Below are 26400 nucleotides of genomic sequence, written 5' to 3' on the forward strand. Positions count from 1 at the left end.
GGTTGTCCTTCACAAGGCTAAGTAGGACAATTGCGGGCTTTCCGATCAGCTCAGCGATTCTGCATGGCCTTCATTGCCCTCGGCATCAACCACAAGACCGCGTCCGTGGCCGTCCGCGAGCGCGTGGCTTTTACTCCCGAGCAGATGGTCGAGGCCCTGCAGCTGCTGTGCAGGCTGACTTCCAGCCGCGAAGCCGCGATCCTCTCCACCTGCAACCGCAGCGAACTCTACCTGGAGATCGAGCATCCGGACGCCGGCGACGTGCTGGCCTGGCTGGCCGACTACCACAACCTGGGGATCGACGACCTGCGCGCCTGTGCCTACGTCCACCAGGACGAGGACGCCGTGCGCCACATGATGCGCGTCGCTGCGGGCCTGGATTCCATGGTGCTGGGCGAGCCGCAGATCCTCGGGCAGATGAAGTCCGCCTACGCTGTAGCCCGCGAGGCCGGCACCGTCGGGCCGATGCTCGGGCGCCTGTTCCAGGCCACCTTCAGTACCGCCAAGACCGTGCGCACCGACACCGCCATCGGCGAGAACCCGGTGTCCGTGGCTTTCGCCGCGGTCAGCCTGGCCCGGCAGATCTTCAGCGACCTGAGCCGCAGCCAGGCGCTGCTGATCGGCGCCGGCGAGACCATCACCTTGGTCGCCCGCCACCTGCACGAGCAGGGCGTGAAGCGCATCGTCGTCGCCAACCGCACCCTGGAGCGCGCCAGCCTGCTGGCCGAGCAGTTCGGCGCCCGCGCGATCCTGCTGGCGGACATGCCGGACGAGCTGGTCAACAGCGACATCGTCATCAGTTCCACCGCCAGCCAGCTGCCGATCCTCGGCAAGGGCGCGGTGGAGCGTGCGCTCAAACAGCGTCGGCACAAGCCGATGTTCATGGTCGACATCGCCGTGCCGCGCGACATCGAGCCGGAAGTCGGCGAGCTGGAAGACGTCTACCTGTATAGCGTCGACGACCTCCACGAAGTGGTCGCGGAAAACCTCAAGAGCCGCCAGGGCGCCGCCCAGGCCGCCGAGGAGCTGGTCGGCGATGGCGTGCACGAGTTCATGCTGCGCCTGCGCGAGCTGGCCGCGGTCGATGTGCTGCGCGCCTATCGACAGCAGGCCGAGCGCCTGCGCGACGAGGAAACCCAGAAGGCCCAGCGCCTGCTGGCCAATGGCGCCGACCCGATGGACGTCATCGCCCAGCTCAGCCGTGGCCTGACCAACAAATTGCTGCACGCCCCCAGCGTGCAGATGAAGAAACTCTCCGCCGAGGGCCGCATCGATGCGCTGGCCGTCGCGCAGGAACTGTTCGCCCTCGAGGAGGGCACTGACAAGCGATGAAAGCGTCCCTCCTGAAAAAGCTGGATATCCTCAGTGATCGCTACGAAGAGCTCACCGCTCTGCTGGGCGACGCCGAGGTCATCAGCGACCAGACCAAGTTCCGCGCCTACTCCCGTGAATACGCGGAAGTGGAGCCGGTCATCCTCGCCTTCCGCGAGTTCCGCAAGGTGCAGTCCGACCTCGAAGGCGCCCAGGCGCTGCTCAAGGACAGCGACCCGGACCTGCGCGAAATGGCCGAGGAGGAAGTCGCCGAGGCCAAGTCCGCGTTGGTCGGCCTGGAGGATCGCCTGCAGCGCATGCTGCTGCCCAAGGACCCCAACGACGGCCGCAACGTTTTCCTGGAGATCCGCGCCGGCACCGGCGGCGACGAGGCCGCGATCTTCTCCGGCGACCTGTTCCGCATGTACTCGCGCTACGCCGAGAAACAGGGCTGGCGCGTCGAAGTCATGTCCGAGAACGAAGGCGAACACGGTGGTTATAAAGAAGTGATTGCCCGCGTCGAGGGTGAGAACGTCTACGCCAAGCTCAAGTTCGAATCCGGCGCCCACCGCGTGCAGCGCGTGCCGGCCACCGAGTCCCAGGGCCGCATTCATACCTCGGCCTGTACCGTGGCGGTACTGCCCGAGCCGGACGAACAGGCGGCCATCGAGATCAACCCGGCCGACCTGCGCGTGGACACCTACCGCTCCTCCGGCGCCGGCGGCCAGCACGTGAACAAGACCGACTCGGCGGTGCGCATCACGCACATCCCGTCGGGCATCGTGGTCGAGTGCCAGGAAGAACGCTCGCAGCACAAGAACCGCGCCAAGGCCATGGCCTGGCTGGCGGCCAAGCTCAACGACCAGCAGCAGTCCGCGGCCCAGCAGGCGATCGCCAGCACGCGCAAGCTGCTGGTCGGTTCGGGTGATCGCTCCGAGCGCATCCGCACCTACAATTTCCCCCAGGGCCGGGTGACCGACCACCGCATCAACCTCACCCTGTATTCCCTGGGTGAAGTCATGGAAGGCGCGGTGGAGCAGGTCATCGAGCCGCTCCTGCAAGAGTTCCAGGCCGACCAGCTGGCCGCGCTCGGCGACTGAGCGCGGGCCACTGAGAGAGCGACAGACCATGGCAACCATCATGACCCTGCTCAACGAGGCGCAACTGCCGGACTCGCCCAGTGCGCGCCTGGACGCCGAGCTGCTGCTCGCCGCCGCATTGGGCAAACCGCGCAGCTTCCTGCGGACCTGGCCCGAACGCGTGGTCAGCCGCGAGGCCCACGACCTCTACGACCGCTACCTGGCCCGCCGGGTGGCTGGCGAGCCGGTGGCCTACATTCTCGGGCGCCAGGGCTTCTGGAGCCTGGACCTGGAAGTCGCGCCGCACACCCTGATCCCGCGTCCGGACACCGAGCTGCTGGTGGAGACCGCGCTGGCGCTGCTGCCGGCCTCGCCAGCACGCGTGCTCGACCTGGGCACCGGCACCGGCGCCATCGCCCTCGCCCTGGCGTGCGAGCGCCTGAGCTGGCAGGTGCTGGGCGTCGACCGCATTCCCGAGGCCGTGGCCCTGGCCGAGCGCAACCGCGAACGCCTGCGCCTGGCCAACGTCGCCTTCCGCGCCAGTCACTGGTTCTCCGCGGTGAATGAAGAGCGTTTCTCGCTGATCGTCAGCAACCCGCCTTACATTCCCAGCACCGACCCGCACCTCAAGCAGGGCGATGTGCGCTTCGAGCCGTCGAGCGCGCTGGTCTCCGGGTCGGACGGGCTGGACGACATCCGCCTGATCATCGAGCAGGCACCGAATCATCTGGAGAACGGTGGCTGGCTGATGCTCGAACATGGCTTCGACCAGCCTGACGCCGTGCGCGACCTGCTGCTCAGCCGCGGCTTCAGCGCGGTGGAAAGCCGCCGCGACCTGGGTGGCCACGAACGCATCAGCCTGGGGCGCTGGACATGCTGAGCGACAACGAACTGCTGCGTTACAGTCGGCAGATCCTCCTGCCGCAGATCGACGTCGACGGCCAGCTGCGCCTGAAGGACAGCCGCGTGCTGATCGTCGGCCTCGGTGGCCTGGGCGCCCCAGTGGCGCTGTACCTGGCGGCTGCCGGTGTCGGCGAGCTGCACCTGGCTGACTTCGACACGGTCGACCTGACCAACCTGCAACGACAGATCATCCACGGCACCGACAGCGTCGGCGTGGGCAAGGTGGATTCCGCCATCGCCCGCCTGACCGCTCTGAACCCGGACGTGAAACTGGTCGCCCACCGCCAGGCGCTGGACGCCGACTCCCTCGACGCCGCGGTGGCGGGTGTGGACCTGGTACTGGATTGCTGCGACAACTTCGGCACCCGCGAAGCCGTGAACGCCGCCTGTGTCGCCGCGAAGAAGCCGCTGGTCAGCGGCGCGGCCATTCGCCTGGAAGGGCAGCTTTCGGTGTTCGATCCGCGTCGCGAGGAAAGCCCGTGCTACCACTGCCTCTACGGCCATGGCAGCGAAGCCGAACTGACCTGCAGCGAGGCCGGCGTGGTCGGCCCGCTGGTGGGGTTGGTGGGCAGCCTGCAGGCGCTCGAAGCATTGAAGCTGCTGGCCGGCTTCGGCGAGCCGCTGGTGGGTCGCCTGCTGCTGATCGACGCCCTCGGCACGCGCTTCCGCGAGCTGCGGGTCAAGCGCGATCCGCAGTGTGCCGTGTGCGGAGCCGCGCATGGCTGATGCCGCGCCGATCGGCGTGTTCGACTCCGGAGTGGGCGGCCTCAGCGTCCTCCACGAAATCCGGGCGCGGCTTCCCCAGGAATCCCTGATCTACCTCGCCGACTGCGGCCACGTGCCCTACGGCGAAAAGACCCCCGAATACATCCGCGCGCGCTGCCGCGCCATCGCCGAATTCCTCCTGACCCGTGGCGCCAAGGCGCTGGTGCTGGCCTGCAACACGGCCACCGCTGCTGCCGCTGCGGACCTGCGCGAGCTGTATCCGCTGCTGCCCATCGTCGCCATGGAGCCGGCCGTGAAGCCGGCGGCCGAAGCGACCCGCAGCGGGGTGGTCGGCGTACTCGCCACCACCGGTACGCTGAAGAGCGCACGCTTCGCCGCATTGCTGGATCGCTTCGCCAGCGACGTGCGCGTCGTCACCCAGCCCTGCCCGGGGCTGGTGGAGCGCATCGAGCTGGGCGACCTCAGTGGCCCGCAGACCCGTGAACTGCTGCAGGGTTACGTTGCGCCATTGTTGGCCGAGGGCTGTGACACGCTGATCCTCGGCTGCACGCATTACCCTTTCCTGCGCCCGCTGCTGCGGGAGCTGGTACCGGCGGACGTTTCGCTGGTCGACACCGGGGCCGCCGTCGCCCGTCAGCTCGAGCGTCTGCTGCAGGCACGGGGGATGCTGGCCGAGGTCGACGCAAAAAAAACTGAGCTATGGACCAGTGGGGCAGTCGAAGGACTCGAGCGCGTCCTGCCGGTGCTATGGGGCACCGAAGAGCCGGTCAATTTCTTCCCTGGCTGATGAAAAAATAGCGGCTGGGTACTGGGGTCTGTCAGCAAGTGCTGACAAATGTCCTTATAATCGCCAGCTATTCGCGGGGATTTTTCATTCAGCTTTCTAATAAAAGGATGTTTCGATGAAGAAACTACTCTCGCTTGCCGCCGTGGCAGCTTTGACTCTGGGGCATCTGGTTTCCGCACAGGCTGCTGGCCTGACTGGCGCTGTTGGCTTTACCGGGCAGAACACCATGACCTACCGCCTGGGCCTGGGTTTCGACTGGGACAAGAGCTGGTGGGAAAGCTCCACCGGACGCCTGACCGGCTACTGGGACGCCGGCTACACCTACTGGGAGGGTGGTGACGAGGCCAGCGGCCGTCATTCGCTGTCCTTCAGCCCGGTGTTCGTCTACGAGTTCTCTGGCGAGAAGGTCAAACCCTTCATCGAAGCCGGTATCGGCGTGGCCGTGTTCAGTGGCTCGCGCGCCGGCGACCAGAACCTGGGCGGCGCCTTCAACTTCGAGGATCGCCTGGGCGCAGGCCTGCGCTTCGGCGAGGGCCAGGCCATCGGAGTGCGCGCCATGCATTACTCCAACGCCGGTATCAGCCAGCCGAACGACGGCATCGAATCCTACAGCCTCTATTACACGCATCCGCTGTAACAGAGCGCTGACAAAGAAAGCCGGGCCCTGGGTCCGGCTTTTTTGTGCGCGCTGGCTTTTCGTAGGAGCGAGCTCGCGAAAGCACCGCGACTGCGCGGGTTCGCGAGCAAGCTCGCTCCTACAGACAGGCGGCAGCGTCAGCGCGAAGCTGCCAGGTTCTTGAACGCCTCCAGTGCCCGTTCCCGCGTTGCCGACAGGTCGCACATCGGCTGTGGATAACCTTGCGCGCCGAACAGCCCGAGTTTAGACGGGTCGTGCATGGCCTTGCCCTGCAGCCCGGCCAGTTCCGGCACCCAGCGGCGGATGAAGCGGCCGTCCGGGTCGAAGCGTTCGGACTGCGAGATCGGGTTGAAGATGCGGAAGTAAGGCGCCGCGTCGGTGCCGGTGGAGGCGCTCCACTGCCAGCCGCCGTTGTTCGCCGCCAGGTCGCCGTCGATCAGGTGGCGCATGAACCAGCGCTCGCCCTCGCGCCAGTCGATCAGCAGGTTCTTGGTGAGGAACATCGCCACCACCATGCGCAGGCGGTTGTGCATCCAGCCGGTGGCGAGCAGCTGGCGCATGGCGGCGTCGATGAGGGGGAAGCCGGTGCGGCCCTGCTGCCAGTCCTCCAGGTCCTTCGGGTCGTAGCGCCACTTGAGCTTTTCGGTGTCCTCGCGGAAGGCCCGGTGCCGGCTGACGCGCGGGAAGCCAACGAGGATGTGCTTGTAGAACTCGCGCCAGAGCAGCTCGTTGATCCAGCTGACCGCGCCGCTGTTGCCGGTCTCGAACTCGCCGTGGTTGTTTGCCAGCGCCGCGTGCAGGCACTGGCGGGGCGACAGCACGCCGGCCGCGAGGTACGGCGAGAGGCGACTGGTGCCGTCGCGGGCGGGGAGGTCGCGGGTGTCCTGGTAGGTCCTGAGGATTTCGTCGGTGAACAGCTCCACGCGCTCATGGGCGGCTTCCTCGCCGGCGGGCCATTCTTCGCTCAGTTCGGCGGGCGGCGGCTCGAAGCCTGTGACCTGCGAGGGCACCTCGTCGCTGGCGATATCCAGCTCCTGCTGCGCACGAGGCGCCGGTACGAGGCTGGGCACGCCGAGGTTCAGGCGCTCGTAGCAGACCTTGCGGAACTGGCTGTAGACCTGGAAGTAGGTGCCACCCTTGGTGAGGATGGTGCCCGGCGTGAAGAACAGCTGGTCGAGGTGGCTGCGCAGGCGGATGCCGTCCTGCTCCAACGCCTTCTCCACGGCAACGTCACGGGCGGCTTCGTTGATGCCGTATTCCTCGTTGACGTGCAGCGTCTCGACGTCCAGTTCGCGGCAGAGCTGGGCAATGACTTTCGGCGCCTCGTGCCAATGGTCCGCCGTGCGGATCAGCAGTGGAATGCGCAGCTTGTCGAGGCCGGCACGCAGTTCGCGCAGGTTGCGCAGCCAGAAGTCGACCTTGCACGGCGCGTCGTCGTGGCGCAGCCACTGACCGGGACTGAGCAGGTAGAGCGCGATTACCGGACCACGCTCGGCGGCGGCGTGCAGGGCGCTGTTGTCGCTCAGGCGCAGGTCGCTGCGCAGCCAGACGAGTTGGCGTTTCATGCGGCCTCCCCGTTGAGCAGGTGCAGTTCGCGCAGCAGGTCGAAGGCGGCAACCGGGTCGCTGGCCAGGTGCAGCGGTGGTTCGGCGATGGCCAGTTCCTGCAGCGCGTCGGGGTGGATGGCGGTGGCAGGGCCGGCCAGCAGGCGCGGGCAGTCGACGCCGGCCAGCAGCCGGGGCAGTTGCAGCAGGTTCAGCGTGCGGCTGGAGTAGAGCAGCACGGCACGCGGTTGCAGGCGTTCCACCGCCAGCGCCAGTTCACCGGGCGGCAAGGGCCAGTCGAAGATTTCCAGCGGGCAACCGGCACTGCTGGCCAGCCACGCGGTGAGCCACAGGCCCGGCTCCAGCGGCAGGCCGGACTGGTTTACCAGCAGCAGCGGGGCGCCACGCTGCTGGCGGTTGTGATGGTAGAGGCGGGTGCCGAACTTGGTGCGCAGCCAGGTGTGGAAGAACACCCGCTCCAGCTGCGCGCCGAACTGGCCCTGCCAGCGCAGTTCCAGCTCCTCCAGCAGCGGCAGCATCAGTTGCTCGCAGAGTGTCTGCGCGGGGTAGATCGCCAGCGCGCCGTTGAACAGTTCATCCAGCTGGCGCTCGTGGATCCGGCCGATGGCGGCGATGCACTGCTGGCGCAGGTCGTCCCAGGGCGAGGCGGTGGTTTCCGGCGGTGGCGACGCGTTTTCGTCGAGCAGTGCGCGGATCTTGCTCACCGCCACGCCCCGGCCGAGCCAGGTGAGGATGGCCTGGATGCGTGCGACCTGCGCTTCGGAATAAAGGCGGTGACCCTTGGGCGTGCGTTGCGGCACGACCAGGCCGTAGCGGCGCTCCCAGGCGCGCAGGGTGACCGGGTTGACGCCGGTGCGCCGGGAAACTTCGCGGATCGGCAGCCAGCCTTCGGCCAGGGCCTGACGGTAGTCGTCGTCCGATTCTTGGTGAGGGTGGTCGGGATTCATGAGCGTCCTGTCGGGAGTTCAGATGGCATTGCGCAGGCTCAGGTCTTCGGGGTGCGGTTGCAGATAGGCCTGGGCGTCGATGTAGGGGTGCGGGTGCAGGCGGAAGTGGTGCTTGAGCAGTGTCAGCGGCACCACCAGCGGGATCACGCCTTCGCGGTACTGGTCGATCAGGTGCTGCATCTCGGCCTTCTCGGTGGAGGGCAGGTCGTGCTTGAGATAACCGGCCAGGTGCTGCAGCACGTTGCTGTGGGTGCCGCGGGTGGCGCAGGTGCCCAGCGCCTGCATGAAGTCGCGGAAGTAGTCCGGGGCGAAGTCTTCCAGCGGCTGCTCGCCGATCTTCGCCAGGCGCTGGCCGAGAACGCTGTACTGGCGTGGGTTGTGCGCCATCAGCTGGTACTTGTAGCGGGAGTGGAAGCCGATCACCGCGTGGCGCGACAGGCCTTCCGCGCAAAGTCGCTGCCAGGCGGCGTAGGCGAACACGCGGGTGAGGAAGTTCTCGCGGATCACCGGGTCGTTGAGGCGGCCTTCTTCTTCCACCGGCAGTTCAGGGCGAGCGGCGCAGAAGGTTTCCGCGTAGAGCCCGCGCACACCTGGCGGACGCAGCTGACCGTCGAAGCGATAGAGCTTCACCCGCTGCAGGCCGCAGGAGGGCGATTGCTGCATGAAGATGTAGCCGCAGATTTCCTGCAGCAGCCCGGCCTGCTTGCGGCCGAAATCGCGCAGGGCTTCGCTGACATCGCGGCCGCCTTCGCGCTGGATCAGGGCCCGCGGGTCATCGCGGTCGCCGACCAGGCGCAGGGTCGGCCGTGGCACGCCGAGGCCGATGGCGACTTCCGGGCACACCGGGACGAAGTCGAAGTAGCGGCTGAGGACGTCCAGACACAGGCGCGAGGCCTTGTGTCCGCCGTTGTAGCGCACCGGCTCGCCCAGCAGGCAGGCGCTGATGGCGAGCTGGGGACGCGGGGGGCTGGTGGGCTTGGCGGTGGACATGGCGGCAACCGATTTCTTGTACAGGTGGGTTTCTTTGTACAACTATCGGCAAGGATAGGCGCAGGCTTGTACAAGTGCAAAGACTTGTACAAGGAGAGGGGCGAGCGCGGGGATTCGACGGCCATCTCCGCCGGGAGATGGCCGTGCTCGGTCAGAGGTGTTCGAGCAGGCGGCGGGCGGCTTCCAGGCCGCTCAGCCAGGCTCCCTCGACGCGGCCGGAGAGGCACCAGTCGCCGCAGGCGTATATCCCCAGGTCGGCATCGGCGAGCGCGCCGAACTGGTGCGCTTCCATGGGGCGGGCGTAGAGCCAGCGGTGGGCGAGGGCGAAGTCGGGGGCGTGGACGGCACAGCCGATCAACTCGGCGAAGGCGCCGCGCAGGTGTTCGATCACGCTTTCCTTGGGCAGGTCGATGTGCTGCTTGCTCCAGCCGCTGGCGGCGTGCAGTACCCAGGTGTCGAGTTGCTCGTCACGGCCCGGCTTGGAGTGGTTGCTGGCCAGCCAGGACAGCGGGCCTTCGTGGACGAAGCAGCCCTGCACGGGGGTATCCAGCGGTTCACGGAAGGCCAGGGCCACGGCCCAGGTCGGCTCCATGGGAATGCTCGCGGCGGCGGCGGCCAGCTTCGGCGCGCTGGCCAGCAGCGCGGCGGCCTGGGGCGCGGGCGTGGCGACCAGTACCCGGCTGAAGGGGCCGTGGGTCTGGCCTTCGGAGTCCTGCAGGTGCCAGTGCTCTTCGCCGCGGTAGACCTCGGTGATGCGGCAGGCGAAGGTGACGACCTGGTCCTGCAGCAGCGCGCGGGTGATCGCGCTCATGCGCGGGGTGCCGACCCAGCGTGGCTGCTCGTCGGGGGAGGGGCTCAGTTCGCCGTCGCGATACTGGTACAGGGCCGGGTCCCATTCGGCGACCCAGCCGTGCTCGCGCCACTTCTGTATGGCATCGAGAAAGCGCCGGTCGCGGGCGGTGAAGTACTGCGCACCGAGGTCCAGGGCGCCGGCTTCGCTGCGCTTGCTGGCCATCCGGCCGCCGCTGCCGTGGCCCTTGTCGAACAGCTGGACGTCCTGCCCGGCATCGCGCAGGGCGTGGGCGGCCGAGAGTCCGGCGATACCGGTGCCGATGATGGCAATGGGGGCGCTCATGACATGCCTCGTAGTCTGTGTCTTTCAGCGTAACGAGCGGGATGCTCTTGTACAAACGAAACTATCTGTACAATTGCGTTTCAGCTGTCCGCGCTCGTCAACGACAGGAGTCCGATCATCGGAACCTTCGCTGCCGCATCGGTTCATTCAGGAATGAGCCCGGCTTTGGTTCCGGCACTTACAGCGTAGACCTCGCCGTAGAGGGAGTGTCAATGCAATCGCCTCCCTCTCGTCCAGACTGATGGAAGGTGGAACAGCCCAACAAGGAGTTCGCCATGCATATTCTCTTGACCGGCGGCACCGGCCTGATCGGCCGCCGCCTCTGCCGCCAGTGGAGTGCCGAAGGGCACCAGCTCACCGTGCTGAGTCGCCAGCCGCAGCACGTCCCCGCGCTGTGCGGCGGGACGGTGCGCGGCATCGCCGACTTCGAGGCCTATGGAGACGGGCCGCTGGATGCGGTGGTCAATCTGGCCGGCGAGCCCATCGCCGACAAGCCCTGGAGCGCCCGGCGCAAGGTCCTGCTTTGGGACAGCCGGGTGCGTCTGACCGAGCGTCTGGTGAGCTGGCTGGAGGGGCGCAGCCAGCGCCCGGCGGTACTGATCAACGGCTCGGCGGTGGGCTGGTACGGCGACGCCGGCGAGCGCCCGCTGGAAGAGAACAGCGCGGCGGCCGGCGAGGACTTCGCCAGCGAGCTGTGCCTGGCCTGGGAGCAGATCGCCCGCGAGGCCGAGGCCCTGGGCATTCGCGTGGTGCTGGTGCGCACCGGGCTGGTGCTGGCGCCCGAAGGCGGTTTCCTCAAGCGCCTGCTGCCGCCGTTCCGCCTGGGCGCCGGTGGGCGCCTGGGGGATGGTCGGCAGTGGATGTCCTGGGTGCATATCGAAGATCAGATCGCCCTGATCGATTTTCTTTTGCGCAAGGCGGACGCGACCGGTCCTTATAATGCGTGCGCACCGCTGCCAGTGCGCAACCGCGACTTCACCCAGGAACTGGGCCAGGCGCTGCACCGGCCGACGCTGATGCCGGTGCCGGGCTTTGCTCTGCGCCTGTTGCTGGGCGAGATGTCGACCCTGCTGCTGGGCGGCCAGCGCATCGTGCCGCGCCGCCTGCTGGACGCCGGCTTCGAGTTCCGCTTCGCGGAGTTCAAGGAAGCGCTGGCCGACGTGTTGCAGGAAAAACGCTGAGCCCCTGCGACATCGGCAACAGCCCTGGAACATCTGGATAGCGCGGGCTGCGTGTAAACTGCGCAGCCCGCACGACGCACCCAACCGTACCGGTTTAAGGACACTGCATGACCCAAAACGCCCTCCTGCTGGTCAACCTGGGATCCCCGGCCTCCACCCAGGTCGAGGACGTGCGCCGCTACCTCGATCAGTTCCTCATGGACCCCTACGTGATCGACCTGCCCTGGCCGATCCGCCGGTTGCTGGTTTCGCTGGTGCTGCGCAAGCGCCCGCAGGAATCCGCCCACGCCTACGCCTCGATCTGGTGGGACGAGGGCTCGCCGCTGGTGGTGCTGAGCCGCCGCCTGCAGGAGGCCGTGAAGCCGTTCTGGCCACACGGCCCGGTGGAGCTGGGCATGCGCTATGGCGAGCCGTCCATCGAGAAGGCGCTGCTGCGCCTGAGCCAGCAGGGCATCACCCAGGTGACTTTCGCGCCGCTATACCCGCAGTTCGCCGACAGCACCACCACCACCGCCATCGAGGAAGCTCGTCGTGTCATGCGCGAGCACAACCTCAAGCTGGAGCTGAAGGTGCTGCCGCCGTTCTACGCCGAGCCCGAGTACCGCCAGGCGCTGGTGGACAGCGTGAGACCGTACCTGGAGCAACCCTATGATCACCTGCTGCTGAGCTTCCACGGCCTGCCCGAATCGCACATCCGCAAGTTGGTGAAGGACAAGAGCCACGACCTCACCGCCAGTTCCAGCCGTGGCGTGCACGAGGACGTCATGGCCGTCTGTTACCGCAGCCAGTGCCTGCGCACGGCGGAAGACTTCGCCGCTGGCGCTGGCTTGCAGGACGGGCGCTGGTCGGTGTCCTTCCAGTCGCGCCTGGGCCGCAACAAGTGGATCGAGCCCTATACCGAGGCGCAACTGGACAAGCTCGGCAAGCAGGGCGTGAAGCGCCTGCTGGTGATGTGCCCGGCCTTCGTCGCCGACTGCATCGAGACCCTGGAAGAAATCGGCCAGCGCGGCCAGGAGCAGTTCCGTGCGGCGGGTGGCGAGGAGCTGGTGCTGGTGCCTTGCCTGAATGACCAGGAGCTGTGGGCGCGTGCGCTGGCGCAGCTTTGCGAGCGGACCCCCGCCTCGATCTGAACCCTGCCATGGCGGATAAAGCGTTCCGCTTTATGCGCCCTACAGGTGAGACCAGCTCTTCGTAGGAGCGAGCTTGCTCGCGAACCCGTCCAGCGCCGGAGTCGCCGGTGAGCTTGTTCGCGAGCCAGCTCGCTCCTACAGAGGGCGACAGCGAAACCCTGCGTCCAATCCCTGACCACCCATCCATCAGCCAACGGCCGACGCGCGCATTCAGAGATTTGATAGTGCGCGCGCGACGCGTTCGCAATGCCTACTCTGCGGGTTCTCCCCTTCGCCTTCGCCGCGATTGGCGGCGTTTCAGGAGCCCGGCATGAACAACAACAATAACGGCTACCCCTCCAGTGCCGTGGCCTGGTCCACGGTTGCGATCCTCATGGTCGCCTACGTGCTTTCCTTCATCGACCGACAGATTCTCAACCTGCTGGTCGGCCCCATCCGTCGCGATCTGGAAATCAGCGACACGCAGATGAGCCTGCTGATGGGCCTGTCCTTCGCGCTGTTCTACACGCTGTGCGGCATCCCCCTCGGGCGCATGGCCGACAGTCGCAGCCGTCGCGGGCTGATCACCGTCGGCGTGCTGATCTGGAGCGCCATGACCGCCGCCTGCGGGCTGGCCCGCCAGTACTGGCACTTCCTGCTGTTCCGCGTCGGTGTCGGCGTGGGCGAGGCAGCCCTGTCGCCGGCCGCCTACTCGCTGATCGCCGACAGCTTCCCGGCCCAGCGCCGCGCCACTGCCATCAGCGTCTATTCCATGGGCATCTACCTCGGCTCGGGGCTGGCCTTCCTGCTTGGCGGGCTGGTGATCAAGTTCGCCTCCGCCCAGGGCGACGTGCACCTGCCGATCCTCGGCGAAGTGCGTCCCTGGCAGCTGATCTTCCTGATCCTCGGCGCCGCCGGCGTACTCTTCACCCTGCTGATGCTCGCGGTGAAGGAACCGACCCGTCGTGGCGTCGGCGCTGGCGTGGTGGTGCCGATGAGCGAAGTGGGCGCCTACCTGCGCGCCAACCGCAAGACCGTGCTGTGTCACAACTTCGGCTTCGCCTGCATCTCCTTCGCCAGCTACGGCAGCGGTGCCTGGGTGCCGACCTTCTTCGTCCGCACCTACGGCTGGGACGCCGGCCACGTAGGCGTGGTCTACGGCAGCATCGTCGCTGTGTTCGGTTGCCTGGGCATCGTCTGCGGTGGCCGCCTGGCGGACTTCTGGGCCAAGCGCGGGCGCACCGATGCGAACATGCGCGTGGGCCTGCTGGCCGCCTGTCTGGCTATCCCGCTGAGCCTGGTCTATCCGCTGCTGGACAGCGGCAACGCCGCGGCGGCGCTGATGGCGCCCATCGTGTTCTTCCTCAGCATGCCCTTCGGCGTCGCCCCGGCGGCGATCCAGGAAATCATGCCCAACTCCATGCGCGGCCAGGCCTCGGCCATCTACCTGTTCGTCGTGACCTTGCTCGGCCTGGGCATCGGCCCGACCGCCATCGCCCTGGTGACCGACTACGGGTTCGGCGACGACATGGCGCTGCGCTACTCGCTGCTGATTGTCAGCGTCGTGGCCCTGGTCGCGGGTGCATTGCTGCTTGCCAATGGTCTGAAGCCGTACCGCGCGAGCCTCGAGCACCTGAAGAGCTGGAGCCTGAAAGGCGAGAGCGACAGCGGCGCGATGCAACGCCAGCCGGCCTGAGACTGTGTGGGCGAGCAAGGCCGCTGCTGAGTGGTACGTTTTGCCACCTGCTTGCTTAAGTCAGAGAGTTCCCGTGGCGCCGTAGGACCGACCTTTGTGGTTGGCATTGCCTACTTGCGCTGCGGTCAATTCTCAACAGGCAGTAAGAGATTTCCCGATCCTGTTCATCCATCTCGCGCCATTGGTTGAGGCCTGTACCTTGTCGTGGCCATGCAATTCCTTCCGCGCAAGCGAAGCGGCGCCGAGTTTCCGGCCTGGAGTGCATCGGCAGCGATTTCGAGAAGCTGTCAGGAGCGTGCCTGCTCCTTGAGGACACTCGTGATAGCGCGAACGAGGCAATCAATCAGGTGGTAGTGGCAATCATGCTTACGCAAGACAAGCGCCAACTGGGCGCAATATTCGCCCTGAGCCTGGGGCTGGGTTTGGTTTTCGCCGCCCAGGCGGAAACGAGTATCTCCAACGAAGGCCTGTTCGAGCATTTCGTCGTGCAGGGCAAACCGATCCAGGCTGGGCTCAGCCCGCAGGAACTGGTGGCCGCGCTGGGCAAGCCGGCGCAGGTGCAGGACAACGATGCGGAGTGCGGCGGTGTGCTGGACGACGCTGACAAGCTCTATGTCTATCCCGGCGCCACCTTCGAGGCCAACCAGCAAGAAGCGGCGCTGGACTCCCTCGAGTTCACCGACCCCGGCAATGCCGTGGTCATCGCCGGCCTGCCGATCAATGGCAAGACGTCGGAGGTGTCTTTCAAGCAACGCTTCAAGGACAATCTGATGCTCGATGAAGACGGCAGTGCTTTCTTCAGCTACGAAGGCGTTGGCGCCCGTGAAGCCGGCTTGCTGTTCGAGTTCAAGGATGGCTTCGTTTCCCGTGTGGAGAACTGGGTTGGTTGTTGAGGGGCATGCTCTTCCGGCCGACTGAGGCGCTTGCTGCACACAGGCAGACTTTCGGTCAAAGGGATTTTCAGCATGAAGCGCAGCGCAATGGGATGGCTTTGGCTTGCCCTGGCAGCGATGGCTGCGGCAGCCTCGGGTTGGGCGGCAGGCGAGCCCTGGGAGGTGTTCGCGCAGAACGACCGCATCGGCTTCAAGGATGCTCAGGGTGTTGTGCGTATCGATCCGAAGCTCAGCCTCATGTTCACTCCCGCCCAGCGCTTCGAGCACATCATCGCTACCGGCGAGGAAACCGCCGACGGTTACCGCACCTACTACCTGCTGCGCGATGGCCGCCAGGTGGCGCCGGATTCGCTGTACTTCTTCGATAACGCGCCGGTCTGCGAGAGCGAAAACAGCATCCGCTTCCGTGACCGCAAGCGCGACAGGGTCGGCCTTCTCGACGGCAGTGGCCGGGTGCTGATCCCGGCCGAACTGAGCGACGCGACGGCCATGCGCAACGGCATGGTCGTGGTGCTGAAGGGGGCCACGCGCAGTTGCGCCGATCCGGGCGTGAGCCTGGATCAGTGCGAGCACAAGGGGTGGCGCGGTGGCACTGAATTACTGCTCGACCGCCACGGCAAGACCTTGGTGGAGCACTTCGACACTACCCGTGCCGGTGCGCTGGACTGGTTCTCGAAACAGCAGAGCGATCAGCCTTCCGACGATCCACGCCGCGTTTCCTTCAAGGGCGTCGACGGTCGCTATCTCAGCTTCGTCGACATCGAGAAGGACTTCGCCATCTGGTTCCGCGACGAGTTCCTCGCGCACCTGGATGATGCTTCGTTGAAGGCCCACAGTTATCCACAAGTCTGGAGCGGGCAGGGCAGTGAGCCGCTCAATGACTGGCAGGCCACCACGCCGGATGAGGTGCTGCAAAAGCACGGCACGCAGCTGCGCAAGCGGCTGGAGGCCCTGCGAAGCTCCGCGGGCTACGGCGTTCGCCAGGACGACATGGGCTGGCCCTTCGACCCCGAGCGCGACCCGCAGTACTTTGATGGTTGCGGTGAGTTCGCACAGTGGAAGACGCACAGGATATCGGCGATGGAGCACTGGCAACTGGGATCGTTCGAGCCGGACAAACACGCCAGCTTCGATTTCATCCGCACCGCCGAGGGCTATCGGCTGGTGGCGTTTTCCATTCCCGGACTGTGACGGCTACCTGTAGGAGCCTGAGCTGTCCGTGATTGACTCAGCACCGCTCCGGTCTATCAGGAGGCTCGTTGTGCCTCAACGCCAGCAATCGCTCACGCTGCCGGTGCCGCTGCTGCCCTTCTGGCCCTGGGCTGTCAGGGTCAGGTGCGTGCACTTGCTGTCGGTGAAGGTCGGGTTGGCCGTCAGCGTGTAGCCGCCGTCGCTGCTGCCGCCGCCGACCGTCAGGGTATACAGGCCGGTGGAGGAGGAGACGGTGCTGCCACTGGTGCCGGCCAGTTTCAGGTTGGCCACCGAAGATTGGTCGGTGACATAGCCGGACACGGAGTTGAGCGCATACCAGCGCTCTTCCTGCGAGGCGGCCTGGTTGAGCAGGGCCTGACCTTCCGCGCGTTTGCCGCGCAGCACGTATTCCTGGTAGCTGGGGTAGGCGACGGCGGCGAGGATCGCCACGATCGCCACCACCACCATGAGCTCCATCAGGGTGAAGCCGTCTTGCCGGTAGTGCCTGTTCATTCCTGTTCCTTGATGTTCAGCCAGTTCTGCCGTCCGGAGCTGGCGCCACTGGTTGCCACGCTGACGCAGCCGTCGCTGCCGCAGGCGTTGACGTTGCTGCTGCTGGCGCTGGTGCTGCCGACGGTGAAGCCGCCTTTCAGACCGGACATCTGCAGGGCGGAGACGACGCTGCCGTTGTAGAGATCGTTGTCGTCCACCACGCCGTCGTTGTTCAGGTCCAGGGTGGCGAAGTCGGTGGCGCCGCCGGTGTACGGGTCGAGCGACATCAGCCAGGTGGTGACGCCGTCGGCGCAGGGGTCTTCGTTGGGTGTCAGGGTGCTGGCGAGCAGTACGCCGGACGTGGCATAGGGGTTGTTGACCACCATTTCGCCGGTGGCGGGGAGGTCCAGGTACCAGCCGTACTGCGAGACGTTGCCGCTGCTGTCGTACCAGGTGACGGCGTTGTCGCTGACGGTGCGGATGGTCTGGGTCACCGCGGTGCCGTTGTTGTCGAAGGAGGTGGTCACTTCGCTCTGGGTGATGGTCTGCTGCTGCAGCTTGCTGCGGCTGAGCGTCGGCGTGGTGCTGGCGGCCTCGCCCGCGGTCTGCCGGTCCCAGATACCGTAGAGGCCCATCACCTGGGTGGTATTCGGATCGGCGTCGTCGGACTCGATGTACTTGCCGGTGCCGAAGATCACCAGATAGCCCGTGCCGGAGCTGTGCTTGACCAGGTAAGGCGCGCTGGTGATGGGCTGCACCTGCCCGGCAGTGGTGGTCGCGCTGTACAGCGGCGAGCCGCCGAAGCCAACGCGGAAGCTGCTGGCGGTGGTGCTGGAAGTGAGGCTGCCGGAGCTGGTCAGGTCGAAGCGCCAGAGGTTGCCGTGCAGGTCGCCGGCGTAGACGTAGTCGGTGATCAGGTCGCCGTTGATATCGGCGGCGCGCGGGGTGGCCAGGCCGTTGGCGGTGGTCTTGCCGTCGCTGACGGTGAGGGCCTTGATCAGGCTGCCGTCCTTCACGTCCATCAGGTAGAGCACGGCCTTGTCGCTGGTGCCGTTGTAGCCGTTGCCCAGGATCACCGCCCAGGTGCCGTTGTGCAGCAGGCTGATGGTCGGCCGCGAGTAGGTGAAGCCCAGTTCGCTGTAGTCGCTGTCGCTGTAGCTCTTCTCCCAGAGCAGCTTGATGTCGGTCGGGTCGGTGATGTCCAGGGCGAACAGCGCGCGGCCGCCGCCGCGCAGGGTGCCGACCAGTACGGTGTGCCAGGCGTTGCCGTAGTAGACGTCGGCGGTGACCGGCGAGCCGTCCACGTAGTACTGGTGGGTGGCGCTGGTGTAGTCGCTGTCGCTCAGCTTGTAGAGGTTGCTGATCACCGCGCTGGGCACGTAGGCGAAGACTTCCTTACCGTCGGCGTCGAACGCATGCAGCATGCCGTCGTTGGCGCCGACGTAGAGGCGCGTGGGGCGCGCGCTCCAGGTGCTCTTGAAGGTGGTGTAGGAGGTGTCGGTGCTGCTGATGGTGGCGTTCATCAGCGAGGCCAGGCGATTGGGCGGACCGACCAGCACCGGCGAGGAGTCGATGATGTCGCCCAGCACGGTGCTGCGGCTGCGGAACAGTGTGCCTTCGTTGCTGCGGTCGCCGCGCAGGTACGCCACGCGCTTCTCGCCGTTGCTGTCGGTGACGCTGGCGAGGGTCTTGTTGAGGGTGGTCTGCTGGGCGCTGCTGAGGTTGCTCCAGGTGAAGTCCTTGAGCGTGCCGGCGGTGCTGCCGGCCATCTTCACCGTGCGCGTGGAGTACGCGCTGTTGCCGCTGCCGTAGGTGATGTCCATCAGGTCCTGGGCGCTCCAGACCGAGGTCTGGCTGCCGTTGCTGGTGTTCTGCAGGTACTTGATCAGGTCACCGCTCCAGTCGGTGCTGGCGAACTTCGGGGTGTAGCTGTACAGCTCACTGTCGGCGGTGCTGCTGTCGGCGTTGAGCAGCGGTGAGCTGACCAGGGCCGGCGCGGCGCCGGAGTCCTCGCGTTGGGAGATGCGGTTGACCACGTTCTGCAGGGCCGAGACCAGGTCGTCGGGCGAGTCGACGCTGAAGAACTCGCCACGGGAGTCGATGGCCGCGTGCCACAGGTCGTAGACGTTGTTGGCGCTGCCTGACGAGGCCGCAGGCCAGCTCAGGGTGCCGGCGGCCAGCTTGCTGTAGTCGCCGGAGTAGGTGTCGCCGCCCCAGGCCGGGCTGGTCAGGCTGGTGGTCAGGCCCAGGCCGACGAAGTAGCTGACCATGTGCTGCCAGGTCGCCGGATCGTTCTTCGGGTTCCAGTACTGGGTGGTGGCGTTGCTGTTGCTCTCGGCGATGTAGGTGCTGACGTTGTTGGCGATGTTCGGCTGGGCGTCGGTGGCCCAGTACTTGAACGCCAGGTCGGCCAGGGTGTTGGAGGCGCTGTCCTTGTACGGAGCGCGTGCGCTGTAGGTCTGGCCATCGGGCAGGGTGCGGCCGGTGCTGTCCCAGTCGCCGTGGCTGCCGGCGGTGTTCCAGATGCCGTCGGTGAGGGTGATGCTGTAGCTCGCCCGGCAGCTGTACAGCGGGGTTTCGCTGCTGCCGATGGAGTAGGCGTAGGGACTGTACTTGCCGGTGACGCTGAGCAGCGAGCCGACGCGGTCGACGGCGTCCAGCAGCGGGGTGCCCTGGTTGAAGTAGATGTCGCCGAGCCACTCGAAGAACTTGGCGCGGTGGGCGCCGGAGAAGGTGCCGAGGCGGTTGTCGTAGTAGCTGGTGCTGGTGTTGCTCAGGCCGCGGCAGTTGTAGCTCGACAGGTAGGAGCTGCTGGTGATGCAGGTATCGCTGGTGCCCAGGGCCTGCCAGCTGAGGCGGGTGTTCTCCGGCAGCGAGACGAAGGCCAGGTTGGCGCCGGACTGGGTCGCCAGCTCGCGGTTGCGGTAGAAGCTGTACCAGTTGGCGAAGTTCTGCCGCTCGTCACTGCTGTTGGTGCCGGAGGTGGAGGAAACGGTCACCAGCTTGTAGCAGTTGTCGTCGTTGACGTTGCTGCTGCAGCCGCTGAGCGCGGTGTTGTAGACGTAGTAGTACGCCGGCACCGCCGCCTTGGTGCGGTCCGGGTAGGTGGTGGTAGTGGTCAGGGTGGTAGTGGCGGTCGAGGTCACCGTATAGGTGGTGGTCTTGCCGCTGGTTACGTAGGAGCAACTGGCGGTCGAATAGCTGACGGCGGTGGTGGTGCTGGAGGTGCTGCCGTCACTGTTGGTGGTGGTCGAGCCGGTGCTGGACTTCGGGTTGGTGATGGTCGCGGTGCAGCTGTTGCTCTTGGCGGTGACCGTGTAGGTGCCGCCGCCGGTCAGCGAGGCGGACTTGCCGGTGGAGGTGGTCGAGCCGCTGACGCTGGCGCTGCTGGTGGTGCTGGAAGTGGTGCTGCTCGAACTGAAGTCCGAAGAGGGGTTCGCCGCCAGGTAGTAGACCTTGTCCGGGCTGTTGTAGGAGGTGTAGCCGGTGTAGGTCCAATAGGTGCTGTCGGTGGTCGCGCGGGCGGTGTCGTATTCCCACGAGACCTTGTACGCCGAGCTCAGGTCGAAGCTGCCCTTGGCGGTCTTGAAGCCGTTCACGTAGGCCGCGGTGAAGCTGGTGGTCAGCGGCGTGTAGGTGGTGCTGGCGTTGCTGTAGCTGACGCTGTAGGGCGCCTGGTAGGTGACATTGGGGTTGTAGTACAGCGGGTTGAAGGTCGACGACTTGGCGCGCCGGCTGGTACGCACCTGGTCGGCGCTATAGCCGTTGTACGTGCTGTTGGTGGTGGGGTTCATGCCATCGGGGGCGAAGCTCCAGCGCATGCTGTTGGAGTTGTCGATGGTCACCATGATGTTCGGCGCCACGCCCTCGGTGAGGAACAGCGGCTGCTGGCTCAGGGTCAGCGTCGCGGCATCGGTGGGCAGCGCGGTGACCAGCAGCAGGCCGCCGAACAGGAACAGCAGGATTGGCTGGGCGGGACGTCGGCTCACGTCGGGCTCCTCAGTAGTAACGGCGGATGGTGACGGTCTGCAGCACGCTCATCAGGCGCTGGCCGTCGGCGCGGGCGGCAGCGCTCACCCGGTAGTAATGCGGCCCGCGCCCCTGGGAGCGCTCGTCGGGGTCGGTGATCTGCACGTTGCCGTTGGAGTCGGCCGGGTCGAAGGCGATGTAGGCGGCGTTCCAGCGCGGCACCGGGTCGAAGGTGGAGCTGCCGTCCATGCCCAGGTAGGCGATGGAGGTGGCGTCGCTGCTCCACCAGTCGGCGCTGGCCTTGGCGTTGGAGGAGTACTTGTCGCTGACCAGGATGCACAGGTTGGCGTGCTGCGCGACGCTGGAGGTGCAGTTGGCCGAACCCTGATCCAGGCTGGTCTGCGCCGCCAGCCGGCGCTCGCCCTCGCGCAGCGCCGACTCGGCGGCAGCGCGCGAATGCTGCTGCTCGCTGAGGTTGCCGATGATGCGGGTCTCGGTGGTGGTGCCGCGCATGCTGCTCATGGCGATCAGGGTGCCGAGCAGCAGCATCACCAGGGCGATCACCAGCGTGGCGCCGTGTTGTGTACGCCGGTTGTGTCTCAGGCTCATGGCATCAGGTTCCGCAGCATCACGCTGCCTTGGGCGATCTGGTAGAGGTAGGCGGTGTTCTCGCTGAGGGTCGCGCCGCTGAGGGTTTTCCAGCGGCTGGCGATATCGCTGCTCATGCCGCCGCGGGTCGACGCGCCGCTGGCGAGCAGAGCGGCGTAGCTGACGGCCTGGCTGTCATCGCTGCTGCCCGGCAGGGTGAACAGGACAAAGCCCGCCACACCCTTGATCAGCGCCTGCTCGCTGGCGCCCTGGGCCGTACAGGTCAGGGTGCCGTCGCCCGGCGTGCTGCCGGCGACATAGCTGATGCGCGTGAGGACGCGCGTACCGCGCGGGACGAATGCGCCGAGGCAGTCGTACTGGTTGCCACCGGAGCCGGCGACTTCCGTGGTGCTGTCGCTGGCGCCCTGGTAGCGCAGGCAGAGGCCCTTGCCGTCGCTGCTGGCCTGGAAGGTCTGGCCGGCCTTGAACGACGGGCAGCCGCTGCTGCTGGCCAGCGCCGGGAAGGCCACTTCCAGGCTGTCCTGGGGCAGGTAGCGGTAGCCGGTGCGGGCCAGCTGCTGGTCGAGCAGCAGGAGCGTGTAGCGGGCGTTTTCCTGGTTGCCCAGTTGCCCCTGCTGGAACTGGAAGTGCGCCCTGTTGTTGATGTACAGCTCGGTGGCGCCAAGGATCAGCAGGCTGCCGATGGCCAGGGCAACCATCAGCTCGACCAGGGACAGGCCCGCCTGGCGTGCCAATGTGGGGAAGGTTCTTGCAGACATGCCGGACCTCAGAGTTCGCCGCGCAGGCGGTAGGTGCACAGGTTGTTGTCGCACTGGCCGCTGGGGTCCTGCCAGGCCAGCTGGATCAGCACGGCGGAGCTGGCGTCGTTGCTGCACGCGCCATCGGACTGACTGGGGCAGATGGTGAAGTCGGCGCTGAGGATCGCGCTGGTCACCGGCAACGTCGCCTGCACCGCCTGCAGCCAGCAGGCGAGGTCGGCCTTGGCCACGTCGGAGCCGCCGTTGCCGCGCTCGCGGGTGGCGCAATCGCTGCGAGTGGTGGTGCTGAAGGCGCTGCCGGCGACCTTGTAGTAGGCCGAGCTGCTGCTGAACTGGTGGGTGGCGCTGAGGGCGTCCTTGGGGTTGCTGCGCATCTGCTCCAGCAACTGCTGGGCGAGCATGATCGCCTCGTTGCGCTGCACCGCATCCTGCGTGTAATGCAGGCTCTTGCCCTGCAGTGCCGCCATGCCCAGGGCGCCGACGCTGACCAGCAGCAGACTGATCAGCACTTCCAGCAGGCTGAAACCTCGGTCGGCGCGTCTCATGAAGAGCACTCCGTGGTGCTGCTGGTGATCTGTCCGCTGCTGGAAATGCTCAGCAGACGGCCGCTGCTGCTGCCGTTGCCGGGGCACAGTCGGATGCTCTGCGCGGCGCCACTGAGCGTGCCGGCGGCGCGAAAGGTAAGGCTGCTGGCGCTGCCGGTCGCAGTGACCGCGCTGCCGCCGTTGATGCCCTCGCTGCCGTACTGGCGCAGGGTTTCGCTGCTGGTGGCGACACTCAGTGCGCCAACCCAGTTGCCGCTTCCGGCAGTGACCGTCACCGTGCTGGCGCGGGTGATGGCCTCGCTGCGGGCGTATTGCAGCAGGTGGGCCAGTTCGCCACTGGCGGCTTCGACCTTGTTGCGCTGGATCAGGTCGCCGAACATCGGCGCGGCCAGGGTCGAGAGGATGGCCAGGACGGCCAGCGTGACCATCAGTTCGACCAGGGTGAAGCCTGGGCTTGGGGCATTGGCCGGCATGGCGGGTTCCGACGTTGAGCCGGAGATTCCCGGCGAATGCCGCGCAGGGATACGCGATGCGTGTATGGGGAATTTAGAGGCTGTGTATCAAGGCTGAGATAAAGGGGTGGGCGGTCGAATTGCGCGCATGAGTGGTCTGTCAGATGCCTGCGCCGCTGACGAGCCCGCGCCCCGATCCAGCCGGCTGACTACGTCGTAGGATGGCGTGGAGCGAAGCGATACCCATCGATCTCGCTGCGCTCCACCCATCCTGCAAGGCAGCTCCGGATGTACCGGTGGCGGAGCTGCTCAAAGAAAAAGCCCCGCAGGTGCGGGGCTTTTTCTTCAGTGCGCCGGAGCCGGCACGGTGGCTTCGCCGGGCTTCTTGTCCGGATTGGCCAGCAGCGTATAGACGCAGGGCAGCACGAACAGGGTGAACAACGTGCCGACACTCATGCCGGTGGCGATCACCACACCGATGTCGAAGCGGCTCACCGCGCCGGCACCGGTGGCGAGCAGTAGCGGGATCACTCCGAGCACCATCGCGGCGGTGGTCATCAGCACGGGGCGCAGGCGGATCGCCGCGGCTTCCTCCACCGCCTCGCGTACCGACAGCCCGCGCTCATGGCGCAACTGGTTGGCGAACTCGACGATGAGGATGCCGTGCTTGCTGATCAGCCCGATCAGCGTCACCAGGCCCACCTGGGTGTAGATGTTCAGGCTCGACAGGCCGAGGAACAGCGGGATCAGCGCGCCGCAGATCGACAGCGGCACGGTGACCATGATCACCAGCGGATCGCGGAAGCTCTCGAACTGCGCCGCCAGCACCAGGAAGATCACCGCCAGCGCCAGGGCGAAGGTGATCATCAGCGCACTGCCTTCCTGAACGAACTGCCGCGAGGCGCCGGCGTAGTCGAAGGAGAAGCCGCGCGGCGATTCCTGCTCGGCGATGCCGCGCACCGTGTCGATGGCCTCGCCCATGCTGACCATCGGCACGCCGGAGATGATCGCCGAGTTGAGCTGCTGGAACTGGTTGAGCTGGCGCGGGCGCGCGCGCTCGTGGAAGGTCACCAGGGTGGACAGCGAGACCAGCTGGCCACTCTGGCTCTTCACGTAGTAATTGTTCAGCCAGCCCGGGTTGTCGCGGTAGGCGCGCTCGACCTGGGCGATCACCTTGTAGCTGCGCCCGTCGATGGTGAAGCGGTTGATCTCGCCTTCACCCAGCAGCGCTCCCAGTGCGACGCCCAGATCCTGCATGGACACGCCCATCTGCGCGGCCTTGGCGCGGTCGATATCGACCACCAGCTCGGGCTTGTCGAAGGCCAGGTCGAGGTCGAGGAAGGCGAACTTGCCCGACTCTTCCGCGCGTTTCTTCACCCGCTCAGCCACCTGCAGCAGCGACTGGTAATCGCTGGCGGTGTTGATCACGAACTGGAACGGCAAGCCCTCGCCGGTGCCTGGCAGCGACGGCAGGTTGAAGCCGAAGATCTGCAGGCCGGGGATCTTGTCCAGCTCGCCCTGCACCGCGTGCAGCAGTTCCATCTGGCTGCGCTCACGTTCGTCCCAGGGCTTGAGCAGCATGCCGCCGATGCCGGTCTGCACGCCGTTGTAGCCGTTGATCTGGAACGCCGAATAGTACTCGGGGAACTTGCGGAAGATGCCCTCGAACTCGGCGGTGTACTTCGACAGGTAGTCGAGGTTCGCCGTCTGCGGCGCGTTGGCCATGATGAAGACGATGCCCTGGTCCTCCTCCGGCGCCAGTTCCTTGTGGGTGAACATCATCAGCAGCGGGATGATCGCCAGCACCAGCAGGGCGAAGACGATGACCACCGGGCGGCTGTTCAGGGTGCCGTGCAGGGCACGCTGGTAGCGCACCTTCAGGCCTTCGAAGATGAGGTCCAGGCGATGCGCCAGGCCGCTGGGGTTCTCGTCGTGGCGCAGCAGGCGCGAGCACATCATCGGCGACAGGGTCAGGGCGACGATGCCGGAGATGATCACCGCGCCGGCCAGGGTGAAGGCGAACTCCTTGAACAGCGCGCCGGTGAGGCCGCTGAGGAAACCGATGGGCGCGTACACGGCAGCCAGGGTAATGGTCATGGTCACCACCGGCACGGCGATTTCCCGCGCGCCTTCGATGGCGCCCTGGAACGGCGACTTGCCCTCCTCGATGTGGCGGTGGATGTTCTCCACCACCACGATGGCATCGTCCACCACCAGGCCGATGGCGAGCACCATGGCCAGCAGCGTCAGCAGGTTGATCGAGTAGCCCATCACCTGCATGAAGAACAGTACGCCGATCATCGACAGCGGGATGGTCACCACCGGAATGATCACCGAGCGGAACGCGCCGAGGAACAGGAATACCACCACGATGACGATCAGGATCGCCTCGCCGAGGGTCTTCACCACCTCGTCGATGGAGGCCTGGATGAAGCGCGTGGCGTCGTAGGCGATGGACACCTTCAGCCCCGGTGGCAGCTGTTCTTCCAGCTCCGGCATCTTGGCGCGGACTTCCTTGATCACGTCCAGCGGGTTGGAGCTGGGCGTGCCCTTGATGCCGATGTACACCGAGGGGATGCCGTTGAACGAGCTGACCGCGTCGTAGCTCGCCGCGCCCAGTTCGATGCGAGCCACGTCACCCATCAGCACGCGGCGATCGCCGGCGGTCTTCAGCGGGATGGCGGCGAAGGCTTCCGGGGATTTCAGGTCGGTGGAGGCGTTCACCGAGGTGACCACCAGTTCGCCCTTCACCTCGCCGGCGGCGGAGAGGAAGTTGTACTCGCGCACTGCGCTGGCCACGTCGCCGGCAGTGACGCCGTAGGCGGCCATCTTCACCGGGTCCAGCCACAGGCGCATGGCGAACACCTGGTTGCCGAGGATCTCGGCTTCGGAGATGCCCGGCAGCGTGGCGAGCTTGGGCTGGATCACCCTCGACAGGTAGTCGGTGATCTGCGGGTTGTTCATCTGCTCGCTGAAGAAGCTGATGTACATCAGCGCCGAGGCGTCGGCGGCTTCCTTGTCCAGCACCGGGTCTTCGGCGTCGGGCGGCAGCTGGGTCTTCACCTCGCCGATCTTCGACAGCAGCTCGGTGACCAGGCGATCGGAGTTGGCGCCGATGTGCGCGTAGATCGAGATCACCGAGTAGTTCTGCCGGCTCACCGAGGTCATGTAGTCGATGCCTTCGGCGCTGGCGAGACTCTGCTGCAGCGGCTGGGTGATGTAGCCCTGGATGGTTTCGGCGTTGGCGCCGGCATAGAAGGTGGTGACGGTGATCAGCGCGTTTTCCATCTGCGGATACTCGCGGATCACCAGCTTGCTGAAGGCCTGCATGCCGAGCAGGACGATCAGCAGGCTGACCACGGTCGCCAGCACCGGGCGACGGATAAAGGGATCGGTGAACATAGCTCAATCCTTTAATGCGGACC

At 66.3% G+C, this 26400-nt stretch carries 22 protein-coding genes; 11 read left to right on the forward strand and 11 right to left on the reverse strand.

Features of this window, described 5'->3' with window-relative positions; all coding sequences use genetic code 11:
• The first annotated feature begins 63 nt into the window (after positions 1 to 63).
• The 6 genes from hemA (at position 64) to J2T47_RS20820 (ending at position 5443) form a co-directional block, all read left to right on the forward strand.
• A complete protein-coding gene (gene hemA, locus J2T47_RS20795; protein WP_253451108.1) occupies positions 64 to 1332 on the forward strand; it encodes a glutamyl-tRNA reductase in 1269 nt (422 codons plus the stop codon).
• On the forward strand, positions 1329 to 2411 hold the full coding sequence (gene prfA / locus J2T47_RS20800; protein WP_253451111.1) for a peptide chain release factor 1: 1083 nt from the start codon (positions 1329 to 1331) through the stop codon (positions 2409 to 2411). The genes hemA and prfA overlap by 4 nt, the downstream gene beginning before the upstream one ends.
• Positions 2412 to 2439: 28 nt before the next feature.
• Entirely contained in the window at positions 2440 to 3270 is an 831-nt protein-coding gene (gene prmC / locus J2T47_RS20805) for a peptide chain release factor N(5)-glutamine methyltransferase (RefSeq protein ID WP_253451114.1), read from the forward strand.
• On the forward strand, positions 3264 to 4019 hold the full coding sequence (locus J2T47_RS20810) for a molybdopterin-synthase adenylyltransferase MoeB (protein ID WP_253451117.1): 756 nt from the start codon (positions 3264 to 3266) through the stop codon (positions 4017 to 4019). The genes prmC and J2T47_RS20810 overlap by 7 nt, the downstream gene beginning before the upstream one ends.
• On the forward strand, positions 4012 to 4806 hold the full coding sequence (gene murI / locus J2T47_RS20815) for a glutamate racemase (protein ID WP_253451120.1): 795 nt from the start codon (positions 4012 to 4014) through the stop codon (positions 4804 to 4806). The genes J2T47_RS20810 and murI overlap by 8 nt, the downstream gene beginning before the upstream one ends.
• Before the next feature lie 115 nt (positions 4807 to 4921).
• A complete protein-coding gene (locus tag J2T47_RS20820) occupies positions 4922 to 5443 on the forward strand; it encodes an acyloxyacyl hydrolase (RefSeq protein WP_253451123.1) in 522 nt (173 codons plus the stop codon).
• Positions 5444 to 5580: 137 nt separating this feature from the next.
• Here the strand turns inward: J2T47_RS20820 and phrB are convergent, their stop codons facing one another.
• From phrB to J2T47_RS20840, 4 genes are all read right to left on the reverse strand, one after another.
• On the reverse strand, positions 5581 to 7008 hold the full coding sequence (gene phrB, locus J2T47_RS20825) for a deoxyribodipyrimidine photo-lyase (protein ID WP_253451126.1): 1428 nt from the start codon (positions 7006 to 7008) through the stop codon (positions 5581 to 5583).
• A complete protein-coding gene (locus tag J2T47_RS20830) occupies positions 7005 to 7955 on the reverse strand; it encodes a MerR family transcriptional regulator (RefSeq protein WP_253451129.1) in 951 nt (316 codons plus the stop codon). Before J2T47_RS20830 ends, phrB begins: the two co-directional genes overlap by 4 nt.
• 18 nt (positions 7956 to 7973) lie before the next feature.
• Positions 7974 to 8945: a YbgA family protein gene (locus tag J2T47_RS20835; protein WP_253451132.1), complete on the reverse strand. Its 972-nt coding sequence runs from the start codon at positions 8943 to 8945 to the stop codon at positions 7974 to 7976.
• A 151-nt stretch (positions 8946 to 9096) separates the two neighbouring features.
• The gene (locus tag J2T47_RS20840; protein ID WP_253451135.1) at positions 9097 to 10080 is read right to left on the reverse strand and encodes an NAD(P)/FAD-dependent oxidoreductase; all 984 of its coding nucleotides are present in this window, start codon (positions 10078 to 10080) and stop codon (positions 9097 to 9099) included.
• A gap of 275 nt (positions 10081 to 10355) precedes the next feature.
• Between J2T47_RS20840 and J2T47_RS20845 the strand changes: the two genes are divergently transcribed.
• The 5 genes from J2T47_RS20845 (at position 10356) to J2T47_RS20865 (ending at position 16150) form a co-directional block, all read left to right on the forward strand.
• A complete protein-coding gene (locus tag J2T47_RS20845; protein WP_253451138.1) occupies positions 10356 to 11261 on the forward strand; it encodes a TIGR01777 family oxidoreductase in 906 nt (301 codons plus the stop codon).
• Positions 11262 to 11368: 107 nt separating this feature from the next.
• Positions 11369 to 12391, forward strand: coding sequence for a ferrochelatase (hemH, locus tag J2T47_RS20850; protein WP_253451141.1), 1023 nt, complete (start codon positions 11369 to 11371; stop codon positions 12389 to 12391).
• 310 nt (positions 12392 to 12701) lie between these two features.
• The gene (locus J2T47_RS20855; protein ID WP_253451144.1) at positions 12702 to 14066 is read left to right on the forward strand and encodes a spinster family MFS transporter; all 1365 of its coding nucleotides are present in this window, start codon (positions 12702 to 12704) and stop codon (positions 14064 to 14066) included.
• A 362-nt stretch (positions 14067 to 14428) separates the two neighbouring features.
• Positions 14429 to 14959, forward strand: coding sequence for a hypothetical protein (locus J2T47_RS20860; RefSeq protein ID WP_253451147.1), 531 nt, complete (start codon positions 14429 to 14431; stop codon positions 14957 to 14959).
• Between the two features lie 72 nt (positions 14960 to 15031).
• The gene (locus J2T47_RS20865) at positions 15032 to 16150 is read left to right on the forward strand and encodes a hypothetical protein (protein ID WP_253451150.1); all 1119 of its coding nucleotides are present in this window, start codon (positions 15032 to 15034) and stop codon (positions 16148 to 16150) included.
• A gap of 75 nt (positions 16151 to 16225) precedes the next feature.
• On the opposite strand, the gene J2T47_RS20870 is transcribed toward J2T47_RS20865, so the two are convergent.
• From J2T47_RS20870 to J2T47_RS20900, 7 genes are all read right to left on the reverse strand, one after another.
• Entirely contained in the window at positions 16226 to 16663 is a 438-nt protein-coding gene (locus J2T47_RS20870) for a type IV pilin protein (protein WP_253451153.1), read from the reverse strand.
• Entirely contained in the window at positions 16660 to 20631 is a 3972-nt protein-coding gene (locus tag J2T47_RS29355) for a pilus assembly protein (RefSeq protein ID WP_253451156.1), read from the reverse strand. The genes J2T47_RS20870 and J2T47_RS29355 overlap by 4 nt, the downstream gene beginning before the upstream one ends.
• Positions 20632 to 20641: 10 nt before the next feature.
• On the reverse strand, positions 20642 to 21220 hold the full coding sequence (locus J2T47_RS20880) for a pilus assembly PilX family protein (RefSeq protein ID WP_253451159.1): 579 nt from the start codon (positions 21218 to 21220) through the stop codon (positions 20642 to 20644).
• On the reverse strand, positions 21217 to 21978 hold the full coding sequence (locus J2T47_RS20885) for a PilW family protein (RefSeq protein ID WP_253451163.1): 762 nt from the start codon (positions 21976 to 21978) through the stop codon (positions 21217 to 21219). Before J2T47_RS20885 ends, J2T47_RS20880 begins: the two co-directional genes overlap by 4 nt.
• Positions 21979 to 21986: 8 nt before the next feature.
• On the reverse strand, positions 21987 to 22523 hold the full coding sequence (gene pilV, locus J2T47_RS20890) for a type IV pilus modification protein PilV (protein WP_253451166.1): 537 nt from the start codon (positions 22521 to 22523) through the stop codon (positions 21987 to 21989).
• Positions 22520 to 22996, reverse strand: coding sequence for a GspH/FimT family pseudopilin (locus J2T47_RS20895; RefSeq protein ID WP_253451169.1), 477 nt, complete (start codon positions 22994 to 22996; stop codon positions 22520 to 22522). The genes pilV and J2T47_RS20895 overlap by 4 nt, the downstream gene beginning before the upstream one ends.
• A 324-nt stretch (positions 22997 to 23320) precedes the next feature.
• On the reverse strand, positions 23321 to 26377 hold the full coding sequence (locus J2T47_RS20900) for a multidrug efflux RND transporter permease subunit (RefSeq protein ID WP_253451171.1): 3057 nt from the start codon (positions 26375 to 26377) through the stop codon (positions 23321 to 23323).
• Positions 26378 to 26400: the final 23 nt, after the last annotated feature.

Origin of the sequence: Pseudomonas nitroreducens, from assembly GCF_024170165.1 — a bacterium.
In the GTDB taxonomy this organism is placed as follows: Bacteria; Pseudomonadota; Gammaproteobacteria; order Pseudomonadales; family Pseudomonadaceae; genus Pseudomonas; species Pseudomonas nitroreducens_C.